21 protein-coding genes are annotated in these 26,781 nt (G+C 69.6%); 15 read left to right on the forward strand and 6 right to left on the reverse strand.

Annotated features, from left to right (window positions below; genetic code table 11):
• The first annotated feature begins 1 nt into the window (after position 1).
• From gcvH to OE229_RS07135, 7 genes are all read left to right on the forward strand, one after another.
• Positions 2-379, forward strand: a complete 378-nt coding sequence (gene gcvH / locus OE229_RS07105; RefSeq protein WP_027464550.1) for a glycine cleavage system protein GcvH — start codon at positions 2-4, stop codon at positions 377-379.
• On the forward strand, positions 376-3,297 hold the full coding sequence (gcvP, locus tag OE229_RS07110) for an aminomethyl-transferring glycine dehydrogenase (protein ID WP_262137173.1): 2,922 nt from the start codon (positions 376-378) through the stop codon (positions 3,295-3,297). The genes gcvH and gcvP overlap by 4 nt, the downstream gene beginning before the upstream one ends.
• Before the next feature lie 533 nt (positions 3,298-3,830).
• Positions 3,831-5,456, forward strand: coding sequence for a peptide ABC transporter substrate-binding protein (locus OE229_RS07115; protein WP_182065219.1), 1,626 nt, complete (start codon positions 3,831-3,833; stop codon positions 5,454-5,456).
• 221 nt (positions 5,457-5,677) lie between these two features.
• The gene (locus OE229_RS07120; RefSeq protein WP_027464553.1) at positions 5,678-6,607 is read left to right on the forward strand and encodes an ABC transporter permease; all 930 of its coding nucleotides are present in this window, start codon (positions 5,678-5,680) and stop codon (positions 6,605-6,607) included.
• Positions 6,597-7,547 (forward strand): ABC transporter permease, encoded by a 951-nt coding sequence (locus OE229_RS07125; protein ID WP_182065220.1) that lies wholly within the window; start codon positions 6,597-6,599, stop codon positions 7,545-7,547. The genes OE229_RS07120 and OE229_RS07125 overlap by 11 nt, the downstream gene beginning before the upstream one ends.
• Positions 7,544-9,286: a dipeptide ABC transporter ATP-binding protein gene (locus OE229_RS07130; protein WP_262137176.1), complete on the forward strand. Its 1,743-nt coding sequence runs from the start codon at positions 7,544-7,546 to the stop codon at positions 9,284-9,286. The genes OE229_RS07125 and OE229_RS07130 overlap by 4 nt, the downstream gene beginning before the upstream one ends.
• Before the next feature lie 62 nt (positions 9,287-9,348).
• Positions 9,349-9,861, forward strand: a complete 513-nt coding sequence (locus tag OE229_RS07135; RefSeq protein WP_182065222.1) for a PH domain-containing protein — start codon at positions 9,349-9,351, stop codon at positions 9,859-9,861.
• A 181-nt stretch (positions 9,862-10,042) separates the two neighbouring features.
• Here OE229_RS07135 and OE229_RS07140 read toward each other — a convergent pair whose 3' ends face one another.
• Genes OE229_RS07140 through OE229_RS07150 form a run of 3 tightly spaced genes read right to left on the reverse strand, consistent with a single transcriptional unit; the run spans position 10,043 to position 14,102 of the window.
• The gene (locus OE229_RS07140) at positions 10,043-12,187 is read right to left on the reverse strand and encodes an ABC transporter ATP-binding protein (protein WP_262137179.1); all 2,145 of its coding nucleotides are present in this window, start codon (positions 12,185-12,187) and stop codon (positions 10,043-10,045) included.
• Entirely contained in the window at positions 12,180-13,118 is a 939-nt protein-coding gene (locus tag OE229_RS07145) for an ABC transporter permease (protein WP_111235438.1), read from the reverse strand. Before OE229_RS07145 ends, OE229_RS07140 begins: the two co-directional genes overlap by 8 nt.
• A 3-nt stretch (positions 13,119-13,121) precedes the next feature.
• Positions 13,122-14,102 (reverse strand): ABC transporter permease, encoded by a 981-nt coding sequence (locus OE229_RS07150; RefSeq protein WP_262137182.1) that lies wholly within the window; start codon positions 14,100-14,102, stop codon positions 13,122-13,124.
• Positions 14,103-14,357: 255 nt separating this feature from the next.
• Between OE229_RS07150 and OE229_RS07155 the strand changes: the two genes are divergently transcribed.
• Positions 14,358-16,076, forward strand: coding sequence for an ABC transporter family substrate-binding protein (locus tag OE229_RS07155; protein ID WP_182065224.1), 1,719 nt, complete (start codon positions 14,358-14,360; stop codon positions 16,074-16,076).
• Between the two features lie 115 nt (positions 16,077-16,191).
• Here the strand turns inward: OE229_RS07155 and OE229_RS07160 are convergent, their stop codons facing one another.
• The 3 genes from OE229_RS07160 to OE229_RS07170 all read right to left on the reverse strand — a co-directional run bounded on the left by OE229_RS07160 (position 16,192) and on the right by OE229_RS07170 (position 18,285).
• Positions 16,192-16,743 carry a PH domain-containing protein gene (locus OE229_RS07160; RefSeq protein WP_182065225.1) on the reverse strand — a complete coding sequence of 184 codons (552 nt, stop codon included), beginning with the start codon at positions 16,741-16,743 and terminating at the stop codon, positions 16,192-16,194.
• 193 nt (positions 16,744-16,936) lie between these two features.
• A complete protein-coding gene (locus OE229_RS07165; RefSeq protein ID WP_182065226.1) occupies positions 16,937-17,416 on the reverse strand; it encodes a peroxiredoxin in 480 nt (159 codons plus the stop codon).
• A 119-nt stretch (positions 17,417-17,535) separates the two neighbouring features.
• Positions 17,536-18,285 carry a CPBP family intramembrane glutamic endopeptidase gene (locus OE229_RS07170; protein WP_182065227.1) on the reverse strand — a complete coding sequence of 250 codons (750 nt, stop codon included), beginning with the start codon at positions 18,283-18,285 and terminating at the stop codon, positions 17,536-17,538.
• Positions 18,286-18,423: 138 nt separating this feature from the next.
• Between OE229_RS07170 and typA the strand changes: the two genes are divergently transcribed.
• The 7 genes from typA (at position 18,424) to OE229_RS07205 (ending at position 26,456) form a co-directional block, all read left to right on the forward strand.
• The gene (typA, locus tag OE229_RS07175) at positions 18,424-20,346 is read left to right on the forward strand and encodes a translational GTPase TypA (RefSeq protein WP_182065228.1); all 1,923 of its coding nucleotides are present in this window, start codon (positions 18,424-18,426) and stop codon (positions 20,344-20,346) included.
• Between the two features lie 100 nt (positions 20,347-20,446).
• Positions 20,447-21,640 (forward strand): amidohydrolase, encoded by a 1,194-nt coding sequence (locus OE229_RS07180; protein ID WP_164941235.1) that lies wholly within the window; start codon positions 20,447-20,449, stop codon positions 21,638-21,640.
• A 117-nt stretch (positions 21,641-21,757) separates the two neighbouring features.
• Complete coding sequence (locus OE229_RS07185) at positions 21,758-22,306, forward strand: hypothetical protein (RefSeq protein WP_262137183.1); 549 nt, start codon at positions 21,758-21,760, stop codon at positions 22,304-22,306.
• A 19-nt stretch (positions 22,307-22,325) separates the two neighbouring features.
• Entirely contained in the window at positions 22,326-23,510 is a 1,185-nt protein-coding gene (locus tag OE229_RS07190; RefSeq protein ID WP_262137184.1) for a PIG-L family deacetylase, read from the forward strand.
• A 35-nt stretch (positions 23,511-23,545) separates the two neighbouring features.
• Positions 23,546-23,863 (forward strand): ferredoxin, encoded by a 318-nt coding sequence (fdxA, locus tag OE229_RS07195; protein WP_017887060.1) that lies wholly within the window; start codon positions 23,546-23,548, stop codon positions 23,861-23,863.
• An 11-nt stretch (positions 23,864-23,874) separates the two neighbouring features.
• On the forward strand, positions 23,875-24,993 hold the full coding sequence (gene dapC / locus OE229_RS07200) for a succinyldiaminopimelate transaminase (RefSeq protein ID WP_262137185.1): 1,119 nt from the start codon (positions 23,875-23,877) through the stop codon (positions 24,991-24,993).
• Between the two features lie 164 nt (positions 24,994-25,157).
• Entirely contained in the window at positions 25,158-26,456 is a 1,299-nt protein-coding gene (locus tag OE229_RS07205; RefSeq protein WP_262140107.1) for a citrate synthase, read from the forward strand.
• Positions 26,457-26,781 lie beyond the last annotated feature (325 nt).

The following is a 26,781-nucleotide window of genomic DNA, read 5'->3' on the forward strand; positions in this document are numbered from 1 at the left end:
CATGACCGACCAGACCGCACTCCAGTACACGGCCGACCACGAGTGGCTGCTCGTCGAGGGCGACACCGTCACCGTCGGCATCACCGACCACGCCGCCGAGCAGCTCGGTGACGTCGTCTACGTCGAGCTCCCCGCCGTCGGCACCGCCACGACCGCCGGTGCACAGATCGGCGAGATCGAGTCGACCAAGAGCGTCGGCGAGCTCTTCGCCCCGATCGAGGGCGAGGTCGTCGAGGTCAACGACGCCGTCGTCGACACCCCCGACACCGTCAACCAGGACCCGTTCGGTGCTGGCTGGCTCGTGAAGATCAAGGTCGACGGCACCTCGTTCCCCGAGGACCTGATGGACCACGACGCGTACCGGGCCTCCATCGCATGACCGCGTTCGAGAACCTCCAGACGTCCTTCGCCGACCGCCACATCGGCACCACCCCCGCCGACCAGCAGGCCATGCTCGACGTCGTCGGACAGCCGTCGCTCGACGCGCTGGTCCGTGCGGCGATCCCGGAGTCCATCCACGTCGGCCCCGTCGCCGACTCGGTGATCCCGGCCGCCGTCGGCGAGACCGAGGCGCTCGCCGAACTCCGCGCCAAGGCCGGCCGCAACACCGTCCGCCGCGCCATGATCGGCCTCGGCTACCACGGCACCCACACGCCCGCGGTGATCCAGCGCAACGTGCTCGAGAACCCGAGCTGGTACACGGCGTACACGCCCTACCAGCCGGAGATCTCGCAGGGCCGCCTCGAAGCGCTCATCAACTTCCAGACGATGGTGTCCGACCTGACCGGCATGGCCACCGCCGGCGCCTCGATGCTCGACGAGGGCACCGCCGTGGTCGAGGGCATGCTCCTCGCCCGCCGCGCGTCCAGGGTCAAGGGCGACGCGTTCCTCGTCGACGCCGACCTGCTGCCGCAGACCCGTGCACTGCTCGACCACCGTGCCGACGCCGTGGGCATCACGCTGCGCGCGTTCGACGCTGCCGACGGCCCGAGCGACGACCAGCTCGACGGCGCGTTCGGCGTCATCCTGCAGTACCCGGGCGCCTCGGGCCGCATCGTCGACCCGTCGTCCGTCATCGAGCGGGTCCACGCCGGTGGCGGCATCGCCGTCGTCGCCGCCGACCTGCTCGCGATGACCCTGCTCGCCAGCCCCGGTGACCTGGGTGCCGACGTGGCCGTCGGGACGAGCCAGCGCTTCGGCGTCCCGCTCGGCTTCGGTGGCCCGCACGCCGGCTACCTCGCCGTGCGCGCCGGCCTCGAGCGTCAGCTCCCCGGTCGCCTGGTCGGGGTGTCCTTCGACGCCGACGGTCAGATGGCCTACCGCCTCAGCCTGCAGACCCGCGAGCAGCACATCCGCCGCGAGAAGGCGACGAGCAACATCTGCACCGCGCAGGTCCTGCTCGCCGTGATGGCCTCGATGTACGCGGTCTACCACGGGCCCGAGGGCCTGCGGTTCATCGCCGGCCGGGTCGCACGGACCACCGGGGCGCTCGCCGCCGTGGCGCGTGACGCCGGGGTCGAGGTCGTGCACGACGCCTTCTTCGACACGCTCACCCTGCGGGCCGTCGGTCGCGCCGAGGTGATCGTCGCGGCAGCGCAGGACGCCGGCTACCTGCTGCACGTCGTGGACGCCGACACGTTCCAGCTGTCCGTCGACGAGACGACCACGCCCGACGACGTCGTGGCGCTCGCGGGCGTGCTCGGGGCGGTGGACGTGACCGTCCCCGCGACCGAGACCGCCGTGCGCGACGCAGCCACGGGCCTCCCGGCCGCCCTCCAGCGCGAGAGCGACTACCTGACGCACCCCGTGTTCAGCGCGCACCGCAGCGAGACCCGCATGATGCGGTACCTCAAGCACCTGTCCGACAAGGACTACGCGCTCGACCGCGGCATGATCCCGCTCGGCAGCTGCACGATGAAGCTCAACGCGGCGACCGAGATGGCCGCCGTGACCTGGCCGGAGTTCGCGAACATCCACCCGTTCGCACCGCGCGAGGACGTCGAGGGGTACCTCGACATGATCGGCGACCTCGAGTCGTGGCTCGCCGAGGTCACCGGCTACGACACCGTGTCCCTGCAGCCGAACGCCGGCAGCCAGGGTGAGCTCGCAGGACTGCTGGCCATCCGCGGGTACCACCAGGCCAACGGCGACAGCGAGCGCACGGTCTGCCTGATCCCGTCGAGCGCGCACGGCACGAACGCCGCGTCCGCCGTGCTCGCCGGCATGCAGGTCGTCGTGGTGGCCTGCGACGAGAACGGCAACGTCGACCTCGAGGACCTCCGGGCCCGCGTCGAAGCCAACGCCGACACCCTCGCGGCGCTGATGATCACGTACCCGTCCACGCACGGCGTCTACGAGCACGACATCCGCGAGATCTGCGACGCCGTGCACCACGCCGGCGGTCAGGTCTACGTCGACGGCGCGAACCTCAATGCGCTGCTCGGGCACGCCCGCTTCGGCGACTTCGGCGGCGACGTGTCGCACCTCAACCTGCACAAGACCTTCTGCATCCCGCACGGCGGTGGCGGCCCCGGCGTGGGACCCGTCGCCGCGAAGGCGCACCTGGCACCGTTCCTGCCCGGGCACCCGTTCGCACAGCAGGCCGACCGGCGCTCCGGTGCGACCGCCGCCGAGGCGGACGACCGCCTGGCGCACGCCGGCGGCCCGGTCAGTGCCGCGCCGTACGGCAGCCCGAGCATCCTGCCGATCACGTGGACGTACGTCCGGATGATGGGGCTCGAGGGCCTCACCCATGCGACCGAGGCCGCGGTGCTCGGGGCGAACTACATCGCGGCTCGCCTGCGCGACGCGTTCCCGGTGCTGTACACGGGCGACGACGGACTGGTCGCGCACGAGTGCATCCTCGACCTCCGCCCGCTGCGCGACACCACCGGCATCACGGTGGACGACGTCGCGAAGCGCCTGGTCGACTACGGGTTCCACGCCCCGACGATGTCGTTCCCGGTGGCGGGCACGCTCATGGTCGAACCGACCGAGAGCGAGGACCTCGCCGAGCTCGACCGCTTCGTCGACGCGATGCTCGCGATCCGGGCCGAGGCCGCGGCGGTGGAGCGCGGAGAGTGGCCGGCGGACGACAACCCGCTGGTGCACGCGCCGCACACCGCCTCGTCGGTGATCTCGGGGGACTGGGCACACGCCTACACCCGGGAGCAGGCCGTCTACCCGCTGCCGGGCATCAGCGGCCGGAAGTACTGGCCGCCGGTGCGTCGGATCGACCAGGCGTACGGGGACCGCAACCTGGTGTGCGCCTGCCCGCCGATCGAGGCCTTCGCCTGATCCCGACCGGCGCCGACACCCCATCGTCGCCGTGCGCTCCGTCGCCGAGCGCCTCGTGCCCCGTCCGGTCCTCCGGGCGGGGCGCGGTCGTGTCCGGCGGGGGTCGGACGGGGCACGGCCGCGTCCCGGGTGGTCACGACACCCCGTTCAGTTCCGCCGACCGGTCACGAACCGTCGTCAGAACCCGTGCCGACCGACAGTTCGTGACCACTCGGCGAGCCAACCACGGCGGGTCCTCCCCGCTCGGCGCAGCCCGCAAGCCGTACCCCTGAGCGATGCTCGGCCGTCCCCCGACTTGCACAGAAGTGTGACGCAGTGCAATGGATTTCATGCGGATGCAACAAAAACGCACCCTTCACCGGCAGGCGCGCGAATGTTGCATCTTCTCGCAAGGATCGTGCAAGTTGGTTACCGGCGTGTAACCGTTCGCTCCAGGGTTTGGACGCCGCTGTTCACCTTGCCTACAGTGCAAAGGTCAAACGCGCCCGGGCGACACCGCTGTGCCCTGCGCGTCCCATGCACCAGGAGGAACCTTGATCAAGAAGCGCGCCGGGCTCTCAGCCCTCGCCGTGCTCGGGGCCACAGCACTCGCCCTGACCGCCTGCTCCAGCAACAGCTCCGACGGGGGTGGCTCGGGCTCGGCGAACGCGTCCGGGATCGTCACCACCAACGGCAGCGAGCCCCAGAACCCGCTGATCCCGTCGAACACCACCGAGACCGGTGGCGGCAAGATCATCGACTCGCTCTTCGAGGGCCTCGTCTCGTACGACGCCGACGGCAAGCCGGTCAACGAGGTCGCCAAGAGCATCGACACCGATGACTCGAAGACGTTCGACATCACGCTGAACACCAACTACACCTTCACCAACGGCGAGAAGGTCACGGCCGAGTCGTTCACCAAGGCGTGGAACTGGGCAGCCCAGAAGTCGAACGCCCAGGGCGCCAGCTACTTCTTCGAGAACATCGAGGGCTACAACGCCGACAAGGACTCCGAGCTCACCGGCCTCAAGGTCGTGGACGACGACGAGTTCACCGTCACGCTGAAGTCGGCGCAGTCCGACTTCCCGCTGTCGCTCGGCTACTCGGCGTTCGTGCCGCTGCCGTCGGCGTTCTACGACGACACCAAGGCGTTCGGTGAGAACCCGATCGGCAACGGCCCGTACAAGCTCGACGGGAAGAAGGCCTGGACGCACAACCAGTCCATCAAGCTCGTCACCAACAAGGACTACGAGGGCAAGCGCAAGCCGAAGAACGGTGGTCTGACGATCACGTTCTACGCTTCGCAGGACACCGCGTACTCCGACGCCCAGGGCGGCAACCTCGACGTCCTCGACGCCGTGCCGGACAGCGCCTTCAAGACCTACAAGTCCGACTTCCCGGACTCGAACGTCAACCAGCCCGCCGCGATCTTCCAGGCGATCTACCTGCCCTACTACCTCGATCACTGGAAGGGTGAAGAGGGCAAGCTGCGTCGCGAGGCCGTCTCGATGGCGATCAACCGCAAGCAGATCACCGACAAGATCTTCGACGGCACCCGCACCCCGGCCAAGGACTTCACCTCCCCGGTGATCGCCGGCTGGAACGACGACCTCGACGGTTCGGACGTCCTGGACTACGACGAGTCCGAGGCCAAGAAGCTCTGGGCCGAGGCCGACAAGATCTCGAAGTACGACGACACGCTCACCATCACGTACAACGCCGATGGTGGCCACGAGGCCTGGGTGACCGCGGTCACGAACTCGATCTCGAACACGCTCGGCATCAAGGCCGAGGGCAACGCGATCCCGACGTTCCAGGAAGCCCTGGACCTCCAGACGAACGACAAGCTCACGGGCGGCAGCCGCACCGGTTGGCAGGCCGACTACCCGTCGCTGTACAACTTCCTCGGCCCGACCATGGGTGAGGGCTCGTCGAACAACTACTCGCGGTACGACTCCAAGGAGTACAACGAGCTGCTCGCCAAGGGCCGTTCGGCTGCGACCGTCGAAGAGGGCAACAAGTCCTTCGACCAGGCTCAGGAACTCCTGTTCGAAGACCTGCCCGAGATCCCGCTCTGGTACTCCAACGTGACCGGTGTCTGGAACGCGGACAACGTCTCGAACGTGAAGTTCGGCTGGAACTCGGTGCCGCTGTACTACGACATCGAGGTCAACAACTGATCCAGGTCTCCTAGAGACCGAAGCGCGAGCAGGTATCCTGCTTCGCGATCACCGGACGGGGGTTCGGGGGCCGCACAGGTCCCCGAACCCCCGTACCACGGTGACAACACCCCCACACAGCGGGCGCCCTCCCGCACCGGACATCCGTGCCGACCCTCGGACCGTCCACCCCTCACCACAATGAACCTGATCGACATCGCTCCGGACCGGGCAGTGATCTGATGCTCTGGTACCTCGGCAAGCGCCTCCTGCAACTCATCCCCGTGTTCTTCGGGGCCACGTTCCTCATCTACTTCCTGGTCTTCTCGCTGCCCGGCGACCCGATCGCCGCGCTGTTCGGCGACCGGCAGCCGTCGCCGCAGGTCATCGAGACGCTGCGTCAGCAGTACAACCTCGACAAGCCGTTCATCGTGCAGTACCTGCTCTGGATCGGCGGCGTGTTCCGCGGCGACCTCGGCGTGACCTACTCGGGTCTGCCCGTCAGCCAGCAGCTCGCATCGGCCTTCCCGATCACCGCGCGCCTGGCGATCCTCGCGCTCGTGTTCGAGGCCGTCGCCGGCATCGTCGTCGGCGTCATCGCGGGTCTGCGCAAGGGCAAGCTGTTCGACGCCACCGCGCTCGTCGTGTCGCTCCTGCTCATCTCGGTGCCGACCTTCGTCGTCGGGTTCGTGCTGCAGTACGTCTTCGGCATCAAGCTCGGACTGTTCCGGGTCACGGTGTCCGGCGAGGCGCCGTGGAGCGAACTCGTCCTGCCGGCGATCGTCCTCGCCTCGGTCTCGTTCGCGTACATCGTGCGTCTGACCCGGGCCAGCGTCGCCGAGAACATGAGCGCCGACTTCGTGCGGACCGCCACGGCCAAGGGTCTGCCCCGTCGTCGTGTCGTCGGCGTGCACATCTTCCGGAACTCGCTCATCCCCGTGGTGACCTACCTGGGTGTCGACATCGGCAACCTGATGGTCGGCGCGATCGTCACCGAGGGCATCTTCAACATCAACGGTGTCGGCGGCACGGTGTTCCGCGCCGTCAAGCTCGGCGAGGGCCCGACGGTGGTCTCCTTCGTCGCCGTGATGGTCATCATCTTCATGCTCGCCAACCTCCTGGTGGACCTGCTCTACGCCGTCCTGGACCCGAGGATCCGCTATGCCAAGTAACGCCGCACCCCGCTCGGCGACGCACTACGTCGCCCCGCTCGAAGAAACCCCACTGCAGGCGGTCGACCAGGTCAACGAGGACGAGAAGACCCGTTCCCTGTGGACCGACGCGTGGGAGTCCATGCGGACCCGTCCGACGTTCTGGATCTCCTCGATCCTGATCCTGCTGATCATCGTCGTCGCGGTCTTCCCGGGGCTCTTCGCCCACGTCGACCCGCGGGCGTCGAACCTCGACAACAGCGACGGCGGACCCGAGGCCGGGCACATCCTCGGCTTCACGCGTCAGGGCTCGGACGTCTACGCCCGCGTGATCTGGGGTGCCCAAAACTCGCTCATCGTCGGCATCGTCGCGACGATCCTGGTGTCCGTCATCGGCATCGTGATCGGTTCCCTGGCCGGCTTCTACGGCGGCTGGCTCGACACGATCGTGTCCCGCATCGGTGACATCTTCTTCTCGATCCCGACCGTCCTCGGCGCGATCGTGATCATGTCGGTCATCCCCGCGCGGAACGCGATCACCGTCGCGCTCGTCCTCGCTGCGTTCGCGTGGCCGCAGATCGCCCGCATCATGCGTGGTGCCGTGCTGAGCGCGAAGCAGGCCGACTACGTCATGGCGTCGGCAGCCCTGGGCGTCAGCCGGTTCCGGACGCTCGTGCGCCACGTCATCCCGAACTCGCTCGCTCCGGTCATCGTGGTCGCGACCGTGTCGCTCGGCACGTTCATCGTGGCCGAGGCCACGCTGTCGTTCCTCGGCATCGGTCTGCCGCCGTCGGCGCTGAGCTGGGGCCTCGACATCGGCACCGCCCAGACCTCGATCCGCACGAACCCGTCGACGATCTTCTGGCCGTCGGCAGCCCTGTCCATCACCGTGCTCGCGTTCCTGCTCCTCGGTGACGTGGTGCGCGACGCGCTCGACCCGAAGGCGAGGGCCCGCCGATGAGCGAGACACTGACCCAGCCGAACAGCAGCCGCACCGGTGGTACCGGTGCGCCGCTGCTCGAGATCACCGACCTGCAGGTCGGCTTCAAGACCCAGAGCGGCCTCGTGCAGGCCGTCCGCGGCGTCAACCTCACCCTCGAGCAGGGCGAACGCCTGGCCATCGTCGGCGAGTCCGGTTCCGGCAAGTCGACGAGCGCCCAGGCGATCATCAAGCTGCTGCCCGGCACCGGTGAGGTCACCGGCGGTTCGATCAAGTTCAACGGGCGCGAGCTCGTCGGGCTGAGCGACAAGGAGATGTCCGAGATCCGTGGGAAGGAGATCGGCTACGTCCCGCAGGACCCGATGTCGAACCTCAACCCGCTGTGGTCGATCGGCTTCCAGGTCGAAGAGGCGATCCGTGCGAACGGCATGGCCACCGGCAAGGCGGCCGTCCGCGACCGCGCGATCGAGGTCCTCAAGGAGGCCGGGCTCGGCGACGCGTCGACCCGACTCAAGCAGTACCCGCACGAGTTCTCCGGCGGCATGCGGCAGCGCGTGCTCATCGGCATCGGTCTGTCGAGCCGCCCGCAGCTGCTCATCGCCGACGAGCCGACGAGTGCGCTCGACGTCACGGTGCAGCGCGTCATCCTCGACCACCTCGAGAGCCTGACCCGCGACTTCGGCACCTCGGTGCTGTTCATCACGCACGACCTCGGTCTCGCCGCCGAGCGAGCCGAGAAGCTCGTCGTGATGTACAAGGGCCAGGTCGTCGAGGCCGGTCCCTCGAAGGAGATCCTGGCCAACCCGCAGCACCCGTACACGCAGCGCCTCGTGGCCGCGGCGCCCTCGCTCGCGAGCCGCCGCATCCAGTCGAAGGTGCAGCACGAGCGCGTCGACATCGCCGACGCCGGCTCCGACGACGCCGAGCTGATCGCCCGGGCCCAGGAGCGCGAGCACCGTCCGGCCGAGGACCTCATCGTGGTGAAGAACCTCGAGAAGGTCTACAAGCTGCGCGGGAAGAACCTCGCCACGCGCGAGCTCAAGGCGGTCGACGACGTGTCGTTCTCGATCCAGAAGGGCACCACCACGGCGCTCGTGGGCGAGTCCGGTTCGGGCAAGTCGACCGTCGCCAAGCTCGTCCTGCAGCTCGAGAGCATCACGAGCGGCACCGTGCAGTTCGACGGCATCGACATCGGCGCGCTGAAGGGCAAGGACCTCTTCGACTTCCGCCGCCGCGTGCAGCCGGTGTTCCAGGACCCGTACGGCTCCCTGGACCCGATGTACAACGTCGGGAACACGATCGCCGAGCCGCTCGCCACGCACAAGGTGGGCGACAAGGCCTCGCGTCGTGCCCGGGTGCTCGAGCTGCTCGACCAGGTCGCGCTGCCGAAGTCGATGGTGAACCGCTACCCGAACGAGCTGTCCGGTGGCCAGCGACAGCGCATCGCCGTCGCCCGCGCGCTGGCGCTCAAGCCGGAGGTCATCGTCCTCGACGAGGCCGTCTCCGCGCTCGACGTGCTCGTGCAGGGGCAGATCCTCGACCTGCTCACCGAGCTGCAGACCGAGCTCGGCCTGACGTACCTGTTCATCACCCACGACCTCGCGGTCGTCCGCCTCGTCGCGGACAACGTGTGCGTCATGCGACGTGGGCAGATCGTCGAGAAGGCGACGACCGACGAGGTCTTCGCCGCCCCGAAGGAGCAGTACACGAAGGACCTCCTGGCCGCCATCCCCGGCGCCGGGTTCGAGTTCGGACGCTGATCCACCTGGACACGAACGAGGCCGGACGCCCCGTCGTCCTCCGCGCTGGTCGCGGGGGTGCGGTGGCGTCCGGCCTCGTCGCCGTCCTGGGGCTGTTCCTGCTCGGCGATGCGGCGTTCCGGGGGAGCTGGGACGTCGTCCTCCGTGCCGCCGGCCCGATCGCCGTGCTCGTCTGGGCGCTCTGGGTCCTGACCTACCGCCCCTGCATCGTGATCGACGAGCGCGCGGTCACCGTGGTCAACCCGCTCCGCCGCACCCTGGTGCCCTGGCCGGCCGTCGCCGACGTCCGGCTCCGCTGGCAGATCGTGATCGAGACGGTCGCCGGCCGGAAGATCCAGTGCTGGGGCGGCCCGTCGCTGCCGCGGCCCAAGCCGGCCCGGCGCGGTGAGCGGGCGGTCCTGCGGCAGCCGGACGAGATGACCGTGCTGCTCGACCGCTGGTCCGAGCACCGCGACGGTGCCGGTGCCGGCGCCGGCGACGCCGTGCGCGGCTGGGACGTGCCGGCCCTGGCGGTCGGCGCAGCCGCGCTGGCGCTGCTCGCCGCCTCGCTGCTCAGCCTGTGGCTGGGAGCCTGACGCGGCTCGCGATCGCGACCACGGGACGGACGGGAGGCCCGGCGCACGACGCGCGCCGGGCCTCCCGTCCGTCTGCTGGTCACGTCCACTGCCGCGCTCGGTGAGCAGAAATGGTCGAGTCGGCGAACGGGACCCGACCATTCCTGCTCACGATCTGGAGCGGTGCACGTGACCGGCGTCGTCAGACGACCGCGCCGACCCGTTCGGTGAGTAGGTGCTCCTGGTCGGTCTGGATGCAGGCGACACCGCGGCCGTGCACGGGCTCGAGACCCGGGTCGATCGTGCGGCACTGCTCCTGCCGGCCCTCGTCGAGGAGCTGGTAGAGCGGGCAGCGCGTGCGGAAGCGGCAGCCGTCGATGCGCTCCGTGGGGGAGGGCAGGTCGCCCTCGAGCAGGATGCGCCCGCGGGCGGCCTCGGCCATCGGGTCCGGAACCGGCACGGCCGACAGCAGGGCCCGGGTGTACGGGTGCTGGGGGTTCGAGAAGACCGCGTCGCCGTCGCCGTACTCGACGATGCGGCCGAGGTACATGACCGCGACGTCGTCGGCGATGTGCCGGACCACGGACAGGTCGTGCGCCACGAACAGGTAGGACAGCCCGAGGCGGTGCTTGAGGTCCTCGAGCAGGTTGATCACACCGGCCTGCACGGAGACGTCGAGCGCGGAGACCGGCTCGTCGAGCACCAGGATCTTCGGCTCGACGATGAGCGCACGGGCGATGCCGATGCGCTGCCGCTGGCCGCCGGAGAACTCGTGCGGGTACCGGTCGATGTAGCTCGGTTCGAGTCCGACCAGCTCGAGCACCTCGCGCACCCGCCGGCGGATCTCGTCCTTCGCGACGCCGTGCACGGTGAGGGGTTCGCCGATCACCGAGCCGATGTCGAGGCGGGGGTCGATCGACGCCATCGGGTCCTGGAACACGACCTGGATGTCGCGGCGCAGTGCCAGACGGTCCTTCTTGGACAGCGAGGCGGTGTCGACGCCGTTCACCCGGATGGTGCCGTGCTGGGCACCGGCGAGCTCGAGGATCTCCATGATGGTGGTCGTCTTGCCGCAGCCGGACTCGCCGACCAGGCCGAGCACCTGCCCGCGCTTGAGGGTGAGGGAGATGCCGTCCACCGCGTGCACCTCGCCGATCTGCCGACGGAACAGCGCACCCTTGGTGAGCGGGAACGTCTTGACGACGTCCTGCAGCTCGAGCACGACCTCGTCGCCGTGGTCGACCGCTGCCTCGGGGACGTCCTCGGGGCGGGGGAAGATCTCCGAGCGCTCGAGGGTGCCCGCGGCGATCTCGTCGCGACGGATGCACGCGGCGGTGTGGTCGTCGAGCAGGGTGCCGTTGCCGATCGTCTGGACGGCACCGGTCAGGACCGGGTTGTCGGCGCTCTGCGGCACCGACGGTGCGACGAGGGCGGGTTCGCCGTCGCGGCACGCGTCGATGACGGCGGGGCAGCGGTCGGCGAACGGGCAGCCGGTCGGCTTCTGCGTGAGCAGGGGCGGGCGGCCGTCGAGCGGGACGAGCCGCTCGGTGCGGGCGGACGTCATGTTCGGCATCGACCGGAGCAGCCCGATCGTGTACGGCATCACCGGCTCGCGGAACAGGGGGAGCACCGGCGCCGTCTCGACGATCCGGCCGGCGTACATCACGGCGACGCGGTCGGCGTTGCCGGCGACGACGCCGAGGTCGTGCGTGATGAGCACGACGGCCGCGCCGGTCATGTCCTTGGCGGTCTGCAGCACGTCGAGGATCTGCGCCTGGATCGTCACGTCGAGCGCCGTGGTCGGCTCGTCGGCGATGATCAGCTTCGGGTCGTTCGCGATGGCGATGGCGATCATCGCGCGCTGTCGCATGCCGCCGGAGAACTCGTGCGGGAACGCGTCGAGTCGTCGCGCCGGGTTCGGGATGCCGACGATGCGCAGGAGTTCCTCGGCGCGGGTGCGTGCGGCGTGCTGGGTGAGGGAGCGGTCGTGCAGGCGCAGGCCCTCGATGATCTGCTGGCCGATCGTGTACACCGGCGTCAGGGCGGACAGCGGGTCCTGGAACACCATCGCGATGTCCCGACCGCGCAGCGCCGACATCTCGCGGTCGTTCCTGCCGACGAGCTCCTGCCCGTCGAACCGGATGCTGCCCTGCACCTGGGCGGACGACGGCAGCAGACCCATCACGGCCATCGAGGACACCGACTTGCCGGAACCCGACTCGCCCACGATGCCGAGGAACTCACCGGGGGCCACCGAGTAGTCGACACCCCGGACCGCGTACACGGGCTTGGTCTTCGGGTTGAACGTGACCGACAGGTCGGACACGGTGAGCAGCGGCTCAGTCACGGTTGGCTCCGGAGGTGGGGTCGATGGCGTCGCGCAGGGCGTCGCCGAGCAGGCTGGTCGAGAGCACGGTCGCGACCAGGGTCGCGGCGGGCAGGACGAACAGCCACGGTCGGGTGACGGCGGACTGGCTGCCGGCGGCGAGCAGGGTGCCGAGCGAGACGTCGGGGATCTGGATGCCGAAGCCGAAGAAGCTCAGCGAGCTCTCCGCCAGGATCGCGGCGCCGACGCCGAGCGTGGCGTCGATGATGAGCAGCGACGCCACGTTCGGCAGGATGTGCCGGCGGATGATCGTGAACGCCGGGACGCCCATGAACCGGGCGGCCTTGACGTAGTCGCGCTCGCGCAGGGACATCGTCTGGCCGCGGATCACGCGGGCCATCACCATCCAGCTGAACACCGCGAGGCCGACGATGAGGGCCACCCACGTCAGGTTCTTGAAGACCGGGCTGAGCAGCACGAGCGCGTAGAACGACGGGATCACGAGCAGCAGGTCGATGACCCACACGAGCAGCCGGTCGGTGACGCCGCCGAAGTACCCGGCGATCGCGCCGACGATGCCGGCGATCAGGGTCGCTGCCGGCCCGGCGATCAGGCCGATGAGCAGCGACTTCTGCAGGCCGACCAGGGTCTGCGCGTAGATGTCCTGGCCGATGTCGTTCGTGCCGAACCAGTGCGCGGCGCTCGGCGGCATGCCGAACGCCAGCCCGTCCGAGTCGACGGCGTTCCAGTGGTACAGGTACGGGCCGAGGAACGCCCAGAGGATGATGAGCAGCAGGGCGCTGCCGCCGATGCGCGCGCGCCAGGTGCCGAACACCTTGCGCCAGAGCGGGGTGCGGCCGCCCGTCACCTCGATGACGTGCGCCGGCGTCCCGGCGTTGCCGTCGCCGGGGTCACCGGCGGTGGTCGTGGTCGTGGGGTCGAGAACAGACACGGGTCACACCCTCACTCGCGGGTCGAGCGCGGCGTACAGCAGGTCCGCGAGGGTCCCTGCGATGAGCACGAGGATCGCTGTGAAGAGGATCGTGCCCGATGCCGCGTTGATGTCGTTGTTGCTGATGCTCTGGACGAAGTACTCGCCCATCCCGTGCCAGCTGAAGACCAGCTCGGTGATGCTCGCGCCGGTCAGGATGAGTCCGAACGAGTACGCGAAGAAGGTTGACATCGGGATGAGGGCGACCCGCACGCCGTGGCGCATGATCGCCGACCCGCGGGTGCGGCCCTTCGAGCGTGCGGTGCGGATGAAGTCGTTCGACAGCACGTCGAGCATCGCCGAGCGCTGGTAGCGCGAGTACGTGGCGACGGCACCGATCGTCAGCGAGATCGTCGGTAGCAACAGGTGCACGAGCCGGTCGCCGAGCACCGGGAAGAACCCGGTCACCCCCGGCGTGTACTCGCCCGTGAACCGGATCACCTGCGTCCCGACGCCCTGGTTGAGCGTGGTCGCGAGGATCATCAGCACGACCGCGATGACGAAGGTCGGGGTGGCGAGCACCGCGAACGACAGGTACGTCGAGACCTGGTCGGAGGTGCGGTACTGCCGGACCGCGTTCCAGACCCCGAGGAGCACCCCGAGGACCGCGCCGAGCAGCGTGCCGATCACGAGCAGCCGCAGGCTCGTGCCGGAGCGGGCGATGATGTCGGCCGTCACCTCGGTGCCGCGGGTGCTCATGCCGAGCGAGCCGTGCGTCACCAGACCGACCCACCAGTCCCAGGTGCGGACCAGGAGCGGGGTGTCCGGATCGGCGCCGAGCTTGCGGAGCGACGCCTCGATGGTGCCCTGCGGCACGGCCGGGTTGCGCCCCAGGAACCGGGCCGCCGGGTTGAGCGTCGTGCTGGCGAGGATGTACCCGAGCGTGGTCGCCACGATCGTCAGGACGATGTAGTTGACGATCCGCTTTGCGATGAAGGCGAGCATGTGGTTCGTGACCTCTGGGTGCGGCCGTCCGACCGGACGGCGTTGTCGGTGGCGACAGGCTAGCCGTTCGGGCGACTGGTTGGGACAACGGAAGTGACGCTATGCAACATTCGTTACGAGCGTGTTTCGATTCATCGCACAGACCCTTGTGCCGCCTTCGGATGTGGCTAGGGTTCTCAACCAACAGACGCGACGGCGGGGGCCGCCGCGGTCCAGCGCGATCCGCGCGAACCACAACGAAAGGGAATCCTCGCCATGCGAAAGAGGATCAAGGGCATCGCCGTCCTCGCCACCGCTGCGGCTGCCGCCGTCGTGCTGGCGGGCTGCTCGGGCGGCGGACAGGCCGGCAACAGCAGCTCCGCGGTCGCCGAGTCGTCACTGAAGTCGACCGGCTGGACCGTCGCGGACCGCGCCGACGTCAAGGACGGCGGGTCGATCACCCTGCCGATCGACACGGCTCCGGCCAACTGGCAGCTGCAGAACCTGGACTCGGGGACGGTCGACGACAACACGATCTCCGGCACCTACCTGCCGAGCTTCATCCAGTTCAAGGAGAACGGCGAGTGGGAGGCGAACAAGGACTTCGTCGACTCGATCGAGCTGACGAAGGACTCGCCCCAGACCGTCGAGATCAAGATCAACCCGAAGGCCGTGTGGTCGGACGGCACCCCGATCAGCGCGAAGGACGTCATCGCGAACTGGAAGGCGCTGAACGGCACGAACAAGGCCTTCGCGCCCCTCGCCACCAACGTGTGGGAGGACGTGGACTCGGTCAAGCAGGGCTCCGACGAGCGTGACGTCATCATGACGTTCTCGAAGACCAACGCCGACTGGGCGTCGGTCTTCACGGCGATCTACCCGTACTGGGCCGTCGACACCCCGGACCACTTCAACAAGGCCTGGGCCAAGGGCCCGTACGCGGCCGACGGCAAGACGTACGTCTCCGGTGGTCCGTACATCCTGAAGTCCTTCGACGCCAACGGCGGCGTCGTGACCTTCGAGAAGAACCCGAAGTGGTGGGGCGACGAGGGCAAGCTCGACACGATCGTCTTCAAGACGGTGTCCCGTGACGGTGTCGCCCAGGCGTACGGCAACAAGGAGCTCGACGCGTTCAACCTGAACGGCAGCGCCGACAACCTCAAGACGGCGAACTCGCGCTCGGACTCGAAGATCGAGCGGTCGCTCGGTACCACGCAGCGCCAGATCACGCTGAACGGCACATCGGACGTATTCAAGGACCAGGACGTGCGCCAGGCGTTCGCGCAGGCGATCAACCGCAAGGTGCTCGCCCAGGCGATCCTGTCGCCGGTGAAGAGCCCGGGCGACGTGCTCAACAACCTGACGTACCTGCCCGGTCAGGAGGGCTACCAGGACGACGTGTCGAGCGTCTACGGCTACAGCACCGAGAAGGCGAAGTCGAAGCTCGAGGACGCGGGCTGGAAGATCGGCTCGGACGGCTACGCGACCAAGGGCGGCAAGGAACTCGACGTCCGCTTCGTGATCCCGTCGGACAACCCGAACTCGGCGAACATCGCGCAGCTCGTGCAGCAGCAGACCAAGCTCGCCGGCTTCAAGGTGACCATCGACACCGTGCCCACCGACGACTTCTTCACGAAGTACATCACCACGACGACCCGTGACTTCGACGCCACGTACTTCGCGTGGCAGGGCACGCCGTTCCCGATCTCGTCGCTGAAGTCGATCTACTACCCCGCCGACGCCGGCCAGAACTACACCGGCGTGACGGACGACTCGCTCGGTGCCGCGTGGGACAAGGCGAACGGCGAGCTCGACCCGGACGCTCGCATCAAGGACGCCCAGGCCATCGACAAGAAGATCGTCGCGGTCGCCGGCACCATCCCGCTGTTCGCCGAGCCGTACGCCTGGGGTGTGCGCAAGGACCTGGTGAACTACGGTCCGGCGCAGTTCCAGCAGTCCTCGGTCAAGTGGCAGGACGTCGGCTACACGAAGTAGTCGCGACCGCGTTCACGAACGACACCCTCGACGTCGCACGACGTCGGGGGTGTCGTCCTGTGTCGGGGCGCTGTCGTGCGGCACGGCCGCGAGGACTGCGCGGACTGCGCGGACGCTAGAACCGTGCCGCCGCGAGCGACGCCGCGACCCCGAGGACGACCATCGCCAGGATCGTCCAGCCGTGGGTGCGGTGCGTGATCGGCGCAGCCGTCACGGTCGACGGGGGTGGGCCGTCCTGCGCTGCCGGGGCGGGCACGTGGGCCAGCATCCGCGCGGCCGCAGCGTCGACGTCCAGGCGATCCGGGCCTCCCGGCTGGTCACCGGTGTGCTCGGCGAGACGCGCCGTCGGGCGGGTCGCGATCCAGACACGGCGGACGCCCTCGCTGGTGACCACCTCGATGCCGTACTTCGTTCGCACCTCGCTGATGCGGGACCAGGTGTAGGTGCTGGTCCGCCGGACGTCCACGATGCGCAGGTGCTCCGGCGTCAGCTCGATCCGGGGACGCCACAGCGCAGCCCAGGCGACGAACGCGACGGCGATGCTCGGGATCGGCACGAGCCAGGCGGCGCCGCCGCCGAGCAGGGCCAGCGGAACGAGCACGACTGCCACGACCCAGAGAACGACGGCGAGGGCGCGCAGGCCGGGGGCGACGATGGTGGTGGGCACCGGACGAGGGTACGAGATGCCTCCCCGGAGACGCCCGGGGAGCGGGTGTGACACACCGGCGCGTATCTCCGGACGACCCGATTCCCCGGGGAGGCAGATCCTGGACGGACCCTCGTGCCGACAATGGTCGTCGCCCCCAGTTGGGGTGTCAATACCCCATCGCGACGCATTCAGGGGACTCCCACGCCCGGGACTACGAAACGAGCAGTTCGATCTGTTCGCGGATGGTCTCGGCCTTCGGGAACCGCAGACCGACCAGACCGATGTGCCGCCAGCGGACCACGCCGTCGGGGCCGATCACGAAGACTGATCGGCGCAGGCCGATGCCCGGTGCCTGCACCCCGTAGGCGCGGACCACCGAGCCCGCGGTGTCGCTGAGCAGCGGGAACGCGAGCGATGATCCGCGTGCGAACCCCTCGTGCGAGTCGAGTGCCTGCGGGCTGATGCCCCACACGGTCGCGCCGAGGTCGCTGAACTCGTCGAGTTCGGCCTGGTAACTGCAGAGCTGGGCGGTGCAGACCGCCGTCGCGTCGCCCGGGTAGAAGGCCAGCACCACGGTCCGGCCGATCTCGGCGGACAGGTCGTACTCGTCGTCGGTGCGGATGCCGCCGCGCACGACCATCCCGGGCAGGGTGAACGACGGGGCCGGTTCGCCGATCGCGGGGATGCTCATGGGTCTCACGGTAGGGCGGCACGGCGGTGGTCGCCCCTCGGCGCGCTGTGCGGGGGCTGTGGATGCGCTCGGGGGAGCGCTGAACGGCCAGCGGCGCGTCGACGAGCCGCTGGCGTGGCCTACGAGAACAACTGCGGGAACGCGTGCGCCACCCAGGGGTACCCGACGAAGACCACCGCGTCGAGCAGGGCGTGCGTGATGACGAGCGGCAGGAGCCGGCCCCACCGCGTGTAGATCCAGCCGAAGACGATGCCCATCACCGCGTTGCCGATGAACGCGCCGAACCCCTGGTACAGGTGGTAGCTGCCGCGCAGCAGAGCGGTCGACAGGATCACCTGCCAGCGGCCCCACCCCAGGTCGCCGAGCCGGGCGTACAGGTACCCGATCACGATCACCTCCTCCTGCAGGCCCGAGCGGATCGCGGACAGCAGCAGGACCGGGACCGTCCACCAGTACGAGTTCAGTGCGGCGGGGTCGACCGCGACCGTGATGCCGAGCGCCCGACCCGCGAAGTACAGTGCGAGCCCCGGGATCCCGATGCACAGGGCGATGAGCGCCGGGCCGCCCAGGTCCGGCTTCGCCCGGAACCGGTCGATCCCGAGCCGGCCGAGGTGCGGCCGCGACGTGTCCCACAGCAGGTAGCAGACGAGCGCCACCGGGGCCAGGTCCACCGCGATGCCCAGGAGCTGCCGGGCGAGGTCGACGTACTGCACCGTCGTCGACGAGGTGTTCAGCGCCGTCGACTGCTCGCCGAGCGGGGTCGTCTGCGACAGGTCGTCGATGATCTGCAGGATCGACCAGAGGGCGCTGGCGCCGAGCGAGAGCAGCAGGACGATGGCGATCTCGACCCACGTTCGCCGACGGCTCATGCGCTGTACTCCTGTCGCTTGCGAACTACCGGTAGACTGGCGTGTCGGGCGTTCTGCCCACGGGTGCGGTGCCGATCGACCAACGGGGTTGATCACCAGCTGGCCCGACACTCTCCCAGAAATTGAAGGATGTCCTGTATGGCGCTCGCCACCCGGTCCGACCTGCGCAACGTCGCCATCGTGGCACACGTCGACCACGGCAAGACCACCCTCGTCGACGCGATGCTCACGCAGACCAACTCGTTCGACGCCCACTTCGAGGGCGAAGACCGCATGATGGACTCGAACGACCTCGAGCGCGAGAAGGGCATCACGATCCTCGCGAAGAACACGTCGGTGCTCTACAACGGCAAGCACGCCGGTGAGTTCGGCGCGGGCGGTCCCATCACCATCAACGTGATCGACACCCCCGGCCACGCCGACTTCGGTGGCGAGGTCGAGCGCGGCCTGTCCATGGTCGACGGTGTCGTCCTGCTCGTCGACGCGTCCGAGGGTCCGCTGCCCCAGACCCGCTTCGTGCTCCGCAAGGCGCTCGCCGCGAAGCTCCCGGTGATCCTGCTCGTCAACAAGACGGACCGCCCCGACTCCCGCATCGACGAGGTCGTCTCCGAGTCGCAGGACCTGCTGCTCGGGCTGGCCTCGGACCTGTCGGACGAGGTCGACGACCTCGACCTCGACGCGATCCTCGACGTCCCCGTGGTCTACGCCTCGGGTCGTGCCGGTGCCGCGTCGCGCAACAAGCCCGCGGACGGCTCGCTGCCCGACAACGACGACCTCGAGCCCCTGTTCGAGGCCATCCTGCAGCACGTGCCGGCGCCGAAGTACGACGACCAGCACCCGCTGCAGGCCCACGTCACCAACCTCGACGCGTCGCCGTTCCTCGGTCGCCTCGCGCTGCTGCGCATCTTCCACGGCACGATGAAGAAGGGCCAGACGGTCGCGTGGGTCAAGCACGACGGCACCGTCGTCAACGCCCGCATCACCGAGCTCCTCATCACCAAGGCGCTCGAGCGCTACCCGGCCGAGTCGGCCGGCCCCGGTGACATCGTCGCCGTCGCCGGTTTCGACACGATCACCATCGGTGAGACCCTGTCCGACCCCGAGGACGTCCGTCCGCTGCCGACCATCACGGTCGACGACCCGGCGATCTCGATGACGATCGGCACGAACACCAGCCCGCTCGTCGGCAAGGTCAAGGGCCACAAGCTGACCGCCCGCATGGTCAAGGAGCGCCTCGACCGCGAGCTCATCGGCAACGTCTCGCTCAAGGTCCTCGACATCGGTCGTCCGGACGCGTGGGAGGTCCAGGGTCGCGGCGAGCTCGCACTGGCCATCCTCGTCGAGCAGATGCGTCGTGAGGGCTTCGAGCTCACCGTCGGCAAGCCCCAGGTGGTCACGAAGCGTGACGACAACGGCAAGCTGCTCGAGCCGTACGAGCACATGACGATCGACACGCCGGAGGAGTACCTCGGCGCGATCACGCAGCTCATGGCCGCCCGCAAGGGCCGCATGGAGAACATGACGAACCACGGCACCGGCTGGGTGCGCATGGAGTTCATCGTCCCGTCGCGTGGCCTGATCGGCTTCCGCACGTCGTTCCTGACCGAGACCCGCGGAACCGGCATCGCCAACGCGATCTCGCACGGCTACGACGAGTGGGCCGGCCCGATCCAGACCCGCATCAACGGCTCGATCGTGTCCGACCGCTCGGGTGTCGTCACGCCGTTCGCCATCACGAACCTGCAGGAGCGGATGACGTTCTTCGTCAACCCCACCGAAGAGGTCTACGAGGGCATGGTCATCGGCGAGAACTCGCGCGCCGACGACATGGACGTCAACATCACGAAGGAGAAGAAGCTCACGAACATGCGTTCGGCGAACGCCGACTCCTTCGAGTCGATGACGCCGTCGCGCCAGCTCTCCCTCGAGGAGTGCCTGGAGTTCGCGCGCGAGGACGAGTGCGTCGAGGTCACCCCCGACGCCGTCCGCATCCGCAAGGTCGAGCTCGACGCGCAGGCCCGCCAGCGCTCGTACGCCCGCCTGAAGCGCCAGGACGCGTAAGCACCGGCACGAGCAACACCCGCGGAGGCCCGTCCTCCGTCCGACGGCCCGGTCACCTGCAACAGGTGGCCGGGCCGTTCGCGGTTGTACCGTGGTCAGCGTGACTCTCGACCTGCTCTCGATCTACCAGGACCTGCACGCCCACCCGGAGCTCGGCTTCCAGGAGCACCGCACCGCCGGTGTCATCACTGCGAAGCTCGCCGAGATCGGTGGGATCGAGGTGACGACGGGCGTCGGCGGCACCGGCGTCGTCGGTGTCGTGTCGAACGGCGAGGGCCCCGTGGTCTGGCTCCGCGCCGACATGGACGGCCTGCCCGTGCAGGAGCGGACCGGCCTGTCGTACGCCAGCGAGCACGTCGGCACCGACGACGAGGGCCGCGAGGTCCCCACCATGCACGCCTGCGGCCACGACATCCACGTCACGTGGCTGCTCGGCACGCTCGAGCGCTTGGTCGCGACCACGGGGGACTGGCGTGGCACGGTCGTCGCCGTCTTCCAGCCTGCAGAAGAGGTCATCTCCGGCGCCCGCGCGATGGTCGAGGACGGCCTGGTCGAGCGGTTCCCGAAGCCGGACGTCGTGCTCGGGCAGCACTCCGCACCCGCACCGGTCGGCATCGTCGCGGTCGGCACCGGCCCCGTGATGGCGTCGAGCGACCGGCTGACGGTGACCTTCAACGGCCGAGGGGCGCACGGTTCGGCGCCGCAGGCCTCGCTCGACCCGGTCGTCACCGCGGCCTCGGCCGTCGTGCGGCTGCAGACCGTCGTCGCCCGCGAGGTCTCGCCGAGCGACGCGGGGGTCGTCACCGTCGGCAGCTTCCACGCCGGCACGCGGGCGAACATCATCCCCGACGAGGCCGTCATCGAGATCTCGACCCGCGCCCGCAACGAGGAGACCCGCCAGCGCATCATCGCCTCGATCGAGCGCATCGTCCGGGCCGAGAGCACGGCCGGTGGCCTGTCCGAGCCGACGATCGTGCGTGCACCGGGCGCCGAGGTCACCGTGAACGACGCCGAGGCCGCCGCCACCGTGCTCGACGCCATCCGCGCCGAGGTGCCGGGAGCCCGCGACCTGGAGATCGGCCTCGCCATGGCGTCGGAGGACGTCGGTCAGCTCGCCACCGCCGCCGGGGCGCCGCTCGTGTACTGGTTCACGGGCATCACCGACCCGGAGCGCTTCCGCCGCGGCGAGGAGATCCCGAGCAACCACTCGCCGTTCTACGCGCCGCAGGCCGAGACCGCGATCCCGGTCGGCGTCGACGCCCTGGTCGCGGCAACGCGCGCCTACGTCGCCTGACACGTCCGTCGGGAAGGAGGCCCGGGGCGGCCCCGCCGCGCACGTGACCGCCCCGGGGACGGCACGTTCACAGCCAACTCGCGCCGGGCCTCCCGGCTCGTCCGTTACGGTCGCGCCATGCGTTCCTTCCGTACCCCGCTGATCGCCGCCGTCGCTGCCGGCATCGCCCTGGCCGGACTCACCGGCTGCTCGACCCAGGCCGTGCAGCAGGCCACCGACCTCGGATCCTCCGTCGCGTCGAACGTGGCCGACGGGGTCGCCGGCATCGACGGCAAGGCGATCCAGGACGGCATGTCCTCGGTCGCCGGCGGCATCGACGGCGCGCTCGACACGGCGCTCAAGGGTGCCGACGTGACCTCCGACGGCAAGGTGCCCGACGGGTTCCCGTCGGCCGACGTCCCGCTCGTCGACGGCACCGTGCTCGGCGGGGGAGCCGGACCGAACGGCTCCGGGTGGGTCGCGCAGGTCCGGGCGGCCTCGGTCGACGACTTCCAGACCGCCGTGCAGCAGCTCACCGAGGCCGGGTACACCGAGTCGGCCAAGCGTGCCGACTCGTCAAGCGCGTTCGGCATGTTCCGGAGCGACGCCTACCGCGTCGTCCTGACCTTCTCGGAGACCAAGGACAGCGGCGGCGTCACGGCGACCTACATCGTCACGCCCCGCTAGTCCCGTACCCTTGGGGACGATGTTGAAGGCCCCCGTCACACGCCCCGAGCGCGTCCTGATCGTGCACGCCCACCCCGACGACGAGACGCTCTCGTCGGGCGGGACCATCGCGACCCTGCTCGAGCGCGGCGCCGAGGTGACCGTGCTCACCGCGACCCGGGGCGAGCGCGGTGAGATGCTCACGGAGCAGTTGGCCCCGCTGGCTGGGGACCCCGCGCGGGTGGCACGGCACCGGGAGACCGAGATCGCCGCGGCCCTCGCCGCCCTCGGCGGTCCGCAGCACCTGTGGCTCGGCGGGCCCGGGGCCCGGCCGACCGACCTGCCGGAGCGCCGCTACGTCGACTCCGGCATGCAGTGGGGCCCGGACGGTCGGGCCACCGCCGCGGACGACGCCCCGGCCGACTCGCTGACCGCGGCCGACCTGGGCGAGGTCGTCGACGACGTCCGCGCGGCGATCCGCTCCACCGGTGCCGACGCGGTGATCAGCTACGCCGACGACGGCGGCTACGGGCACCCCGACCACGTGCGGATGCACCACGCGGCGCAGTACGCGGCCCGTGCCGAGGAGGTCCCCTTCTCGATGATCGTCGACCCCGCCAGCGGCCAGGCCGACGTCACGGTCGACGTCCTGCCGGTCCGCGCCAAGGTGCGTGCGGCCGTCGAGCAGTACCGCTCCCAGGTCGCCGTCGACCCCGTGGACCCCGCCAACCCCGCGGCCCTGTCGTGGGTGATGCCGCACGGCGTCCGGCAGCACGCCCCGGCGGTCGAGGCGTTCCGGCACGACGCGGCCCCGCAGCCAGCGGCCCCGCAGACCTACGCCGAGATGTCCGGCCAGGGCAAGGCCGCGGCGGTCGTCGTCTCGCTGCTGCTCGGGCTGCTCGCCGGCGGGCTCGGGACGGTCACGCACCAGCAGACGCTCGGCGCGTTCCCGGTCGGGCTCGTCGTCACCACCCTCATCGTGCTCGGCCTGACCGTGGGCGTGCGGCTCGTCTACCGCTCGCGGGCGATGGTCGCCGCGATCGGCATCGGGATCCTCGTCGCGACGCAGGTGCTCGTGTCGGTCGGCGGGGAGAGCTCGCCGCTCGTCCTCGCCAACGCGGCCGGGTACGTGTGGACCTTCGCCCCCGCGGTGATCGCCGCCCTGGTCCTCGCGTGGCCGGACCTGTCGGGGCTGCGGTCCCGGACGGCCCCGGGCCGCGAGTAGACTCGAACCCGCTCGTCGAAGGGAGCACCCGAACCGTGACCTACGTGATCGCCCAGCCCTGTGTCGACGTCAAGGACCGCGCCTGCATCGACGAATGCCCGGTCGACTGCATCTACGAGGGTGACCGCTCGCTCTACATCCACCCCGACGAGTGCGTCGACTGCGGTGCGTGTGAGCCGGTGTGCCCCGTCGAGGCCATCTACTACGAGGACGACCTGCCCGACCAGTGGGCCGACTACTACAAGGCCAACGTCGAGTTCTTCGACGAGGTCGGGTCGCCCGGCGGCGCCGCGAAGGTCGGCGTGATCCACAAGGACCACCCCGTCGTCGCGGCCGAGCCCGTCCGCGGCTGACCGGACCCCTCGTGGCGCTCGACCTCCCCGACTTCCCCTGGGACCAGCTCGTCCCGTTCAAGCAGCGTGCCGCGGCGTACGAGGGCGGCATCGTCGACCTCAGCGTCGGATCGCCCGTCGACCCCACGCCCGAGGTCGTCCGCACCGCACTGGCCACCGCGACCGACGCGCACGCCTACCCGCAGGTCGCCGGCACCCCGGCGCTGCGGCAGGCCATCGCGGACTGGTACGGCCGCCGGCACGGCGTCGCCCTGACCGAGGCGAACGCGCTGCCGACGATCGGCTCGAAGGAGTTCATCGCGGGCCTGGCGCTCTGGCTGGGCATCGGCCCCGGTGACACCGTGGTGTTCCCGGCCGCCGCGTACCCGACGTACGAGCTCGGTGCCGCACTGGTCCGTGCGGAGGCCCTCGCGTCGGACGACCCCGCCGCGTGGCCGTCCACCACCAAGCTCGTGTGGCTGAACTCCCCGGGCAACCCGGACGGCCGTGTGCTGACGATCGACGAGCTCCGTGCCGCCGTGGTGCGCGCCCGCGAGCTCGGAGCCGTCATCGTCGGCGACGAGTGCTACGCCGAGCTCGGGTGGGACCCGGAGTACGCCACCACCCCGACCCCCACGATCCTGGACCCCCGGGTCGTCGGCGACTCGCTCGACGGCGTGCTGAGCGTGTACTCGCTGTCGAAGCAGTCGAACCTCGCCGGGTACCGTGCGGCCTTCGTCGCCGGTGACGCCGCGATCCTGGCCGACGTCCTGGCCGTCCGGAAGCACGCCGGGCTCATGCCGCCGCTGCCCGTGCAGCAGGCCATGGTCGTCGCGCTCCAGGACGAGACCCACGTGCAGCAGCAGAAGGCCCGCTACCGAGCGCGACGGAACATGCTCCGGCGAGCACTCGAGGGTGCCGGGTTCCGGATCGACCACAGCGAGGCCGGGCTCTACCTCTGGGCCACCCGGGGCGAACCCGCACTCGACACCGTGGCCTGGCTCGCCGACCGCGGGATCCTCGTCGCACCGGGCACGTTCTACGGTGCAGCGGGGGGCGAACACGTCCGCGTGGCCCTCACAGCGACCGACGAACGCATCGCCGCGGCGGCACAGCGACTGGCGAGCAGCCGTCGCCTCGGCACCGCGTAGCACGGACACGAGTGGTTCCGGTGGTGCCCGCAATCCGTGGGAACCACCAAATCGTCACCTGGGATGTGTGCACGACCGACAGGTGCCGCGATTAGGCTGTCCTCGTGACTGACACTGCCAATGACGCTCAGAAGACGGCCACACCGCCCACCACGCCCGTCCCCGTGAGTCCCGCCGCCGAACAGCAGGGCGCGACCGCGACGCTGACGTTCCCGGGTGGCACGGCGGAGTTCCCGATCCTGCAGAGCGTCGACGGCGCGTCCGCGATCGACATCTCGACCTTCAAGAAGCAGACCGGGATGAACACGCTCGACTACGGGTTCGTGAACACCGGAGCGACGAAGAGCGCGATCACCTACATCGACGGCGACCAGGGGATCCTGCGCTACCGCGGGTACCCGATCGACCAGATCGCCGCGAACTGCACCTTCCTCGAGGTCGCGTGGCTCCTGATCTACGGCGAGCTGCCGACCCCCGCCGAGCTCGAGCAGTTCGACGCCCGCATCCGTCGGCACACCCTGCTGCACGAAGACCTCCGCCGCCTGTTCGACGCCCTGCCGCACTCGGCGCACCCGATGTCCGTGCTGTCGAGCGCCGTGAGCGCCCTGTCCACGTACTACGAGGACGACATGGACGTCGACGACCCCGAGAAGGTCGAGCTGCAGACCGTCCGGCTCCTCGCCAAGCTCCCGGTCATCGCCGCGTACGCCCACAAGAAGGCCATCGGGCAGGCGTTCCTGTACCCGGACAACTCGCTGTCGTTCGTCGACAACTTCCTCCGGCTGAACTTCGGCACCATGGCCGAGACCTACAAGCCCAACCCGGTGCTCTCGAAGGCGCTCGAGCGGCTCCTCATCCTCCACGAGGACCACGAGCAGAACGCCTCGACCTCGACGGTGCGCATGGTCGGCTCGACGAAGGCGAACATGTTCGCCTCGATCTCGGCCGGCATCAACGCCCTGTACGGCCCGCTGCACGGCGGTGCGAACGAGGCCGTGCTCGAGATGCTCCAGCAGATCAAGGACTCGGGCGAGCCCGTCACGCGCTTCGTCGAGCGGGTGAAGAACAAGGAGCAGGGCGTCAAGCTCATGGGCTTCGGGCACCGCGTGTACAAGAACTACGACCCGCGCGCGAAGCTCGTCAAGGAGTCCGCGCACGAGGTCCTCGAGTCCCTCGGCGTGCAGGACGACCTGCTCGACATCGCGATGGAACTCGAGCAGATCGCGCTCGAGGACGAGTACTTCGTCAGCCGCAAGCTCTACCCGAACGTCGACTTCTACACCGGCATCATCTACAAGGCGATGGGCTTCCCGCCGCGGATGTTCACCGTCCTGTTCGCCATCGGGCGTCTGCCGGGGTGGATCGCCCAGTGGCGCGAGCTGAACAACGACCCGCTCAACAAGATCGGGCGCCCGCAGCAGCTCTACGTGGGGGCGCCCGAGCGCGACGTCCCCACGCGCTGACCGACTCCGAGCGCCCCGCCCCACGGTTCCATGGCGCGGGGCGTTCGTGCGTGTGCGCCGGGTGCCGCCGTCCGGCAGGGACGCGCCGCTCACCTCCGCCGAGTGGTCGCGAACTGTCGTCCGGCGGGTGTCGAAACGACGGTTCGCGCGCCCTCGGCGCACGCGGACGGCGTGTTGTGACGGCTGGCGGGGGCGGGGCGGGCTCTGGACGCGACGGCCGGGAGGCCCGGTGCCGGTCTCGTGGACCGGCTCCGGGCCTGGCGTGCGTGCGTCGGTCTGCGTGAGGAGGCAGGACGTGCCCCTCACTTCCGCCGAGCGGTCGCGA

The organism is Curtobacterium poinsettiae (assembly GCF_025677645.1).
Taxonomy (GTDB): domain Bacteria; phylum Actinomycetota; class Actinomycetes; order Actinomycetales; family Microbacteriaceae; genus Curtobacterium; species Curtobacterium poinsettiae_A.

Excerpts from the sequence above, each read along its gene's own strand:
- gcvH (WP_027464550.1), top strand. The coding sequence starts at position 2 with ATGACCGACCAGACCGCACTCCAGTACACGGCCGACCACGAGTGGCTG.
- OE229_RS07170 (WP_182065227.1), bottom strand. The coding sequence starts at position 18,285 with ATGAGCCGTCGGCGAACGTGGGTCGAGATCGCCATCGTCCTGCTGCTC.
- OE229_RS07130 (WP_262137176.1), top strand. The coding sequence starts at position 7,544 with ATGAGCGAGACACTGACCCAGCCGAACAGCAGCCGCACCGGTGGTACC.
- gcvP (WP_262137173.1), top strand. The coding sequence starts at position 376 with ATGACCGCGTTCGAGAACCTCCAGACGTCCTTCGCCGACCGCCACATC.
- OE229_RS07190 (WP_262137184.1), top strand. The coding sequence starts at position 22,326 with ATGTTGAAGGCCCCCGTCACACGCCCCGAGCGCGTCCTGATCGTGCAC.
- OE229_RS07165 (WP_182065226.1), bottom strand. The coding sequence starts at position 17,416 with ATGAGCATCCCCGCGATCGGCGAACCGGCCCCGTCGTTCACCCTGCCC.
- OE229_RS07155 (WP_182065224.1), top strand. The coding sequence starts at position 14,358 with ATGCGAAAGAGGATCAAGGGCATCGCCGTCCTCGCCACCGCTGCGGCT.
- OE229_RS07185 (WP_262137183.1), top strand. The coding sequence starts at position 21,758 with ATGCGTTCCTTCCGTACCCCGCTGATCGCCGCCGTCGCTGCCGGCATC.
- OE229_RS07120 (WP_027464553.1), top strand. The coding sequence starts at position 5,678 with ATGCTCTGGTACCTCGGCAAGCGCCTCCTGCAACTCATCCCCGTGTTC.
- OE229_RS07150 (WP_262137182.1), bottom strand. The coding sequence starts at position 14,102 with ATGCTCGCCTTCATCGCAAAGCGGATCGTCAACTACATCGTCCTGACG.
- typA (WP_182065228.1), top strand. The coding sequence starts at position 18,424 with ATGGCGCTCGCCACCCGGTCCGACCTGCGCAACGTCGCCATCGTGGCA.
- OE229_RS07125 (WP_182065220.1), top strand. The coding sequence starts at position 6,597 with ATGCCAAGTAACGCCGCACCCCGCTCGGCGACGCACTACGTCGCCCCG.